Raw genomic sequence first — 280 nt, 5'->3', positions numbered from 1 at the left:
GGCTGGAACGTGGTCACCAGCGGCGATGCTGGCACTGCGGGCAATTATGGGTTGGACGAGCACTACGACTACGATACCCGCTATGCCCGGGCCCAGGAACATGTCCAGGTAGTTCAGGGCCTGTGGGTGGTGCAAGGTCTCTGGAATTCGTACGAGGACGATGCGTTTACCCGCAACAAAGAGACCGGCGAGTTTTTCGACCCGGCCAAGCTGCACACCCTGGGCCATCAGGGCGAGTTCTTCAAGGTTAAAGGGCCGCTGAACATCCAGCGCTCACCCC

The 280-nt window shown here is 60.0% G+C and carries 1 protein-coding gene; it reads left to right on the top strand.

Annotated features, from left to right (window positions below; genetic code table 11):
- The coding region (locus J5M56_RS25965; RefSeq protein WP_207938184.1) for an LLM class flavin-dependent oxidoreductase at window positions 1-280 on the top strand (280 nt) is incomplete at both ends.

This window comes from Pseudomonas sp. 51_B (assembly GCF_017491595.1).
Taxonomy (GTDB): Bacteria; Pseudomonadota; Gammaproteobacteria; order Pseudomonadales; family Pseudomonadaceae; genus Aquipseudomonas; species Aquipseudomonas promysalinigenes.
This window is presented reverse-complemented; position numbering and strand designations above follow the sequence as displayed.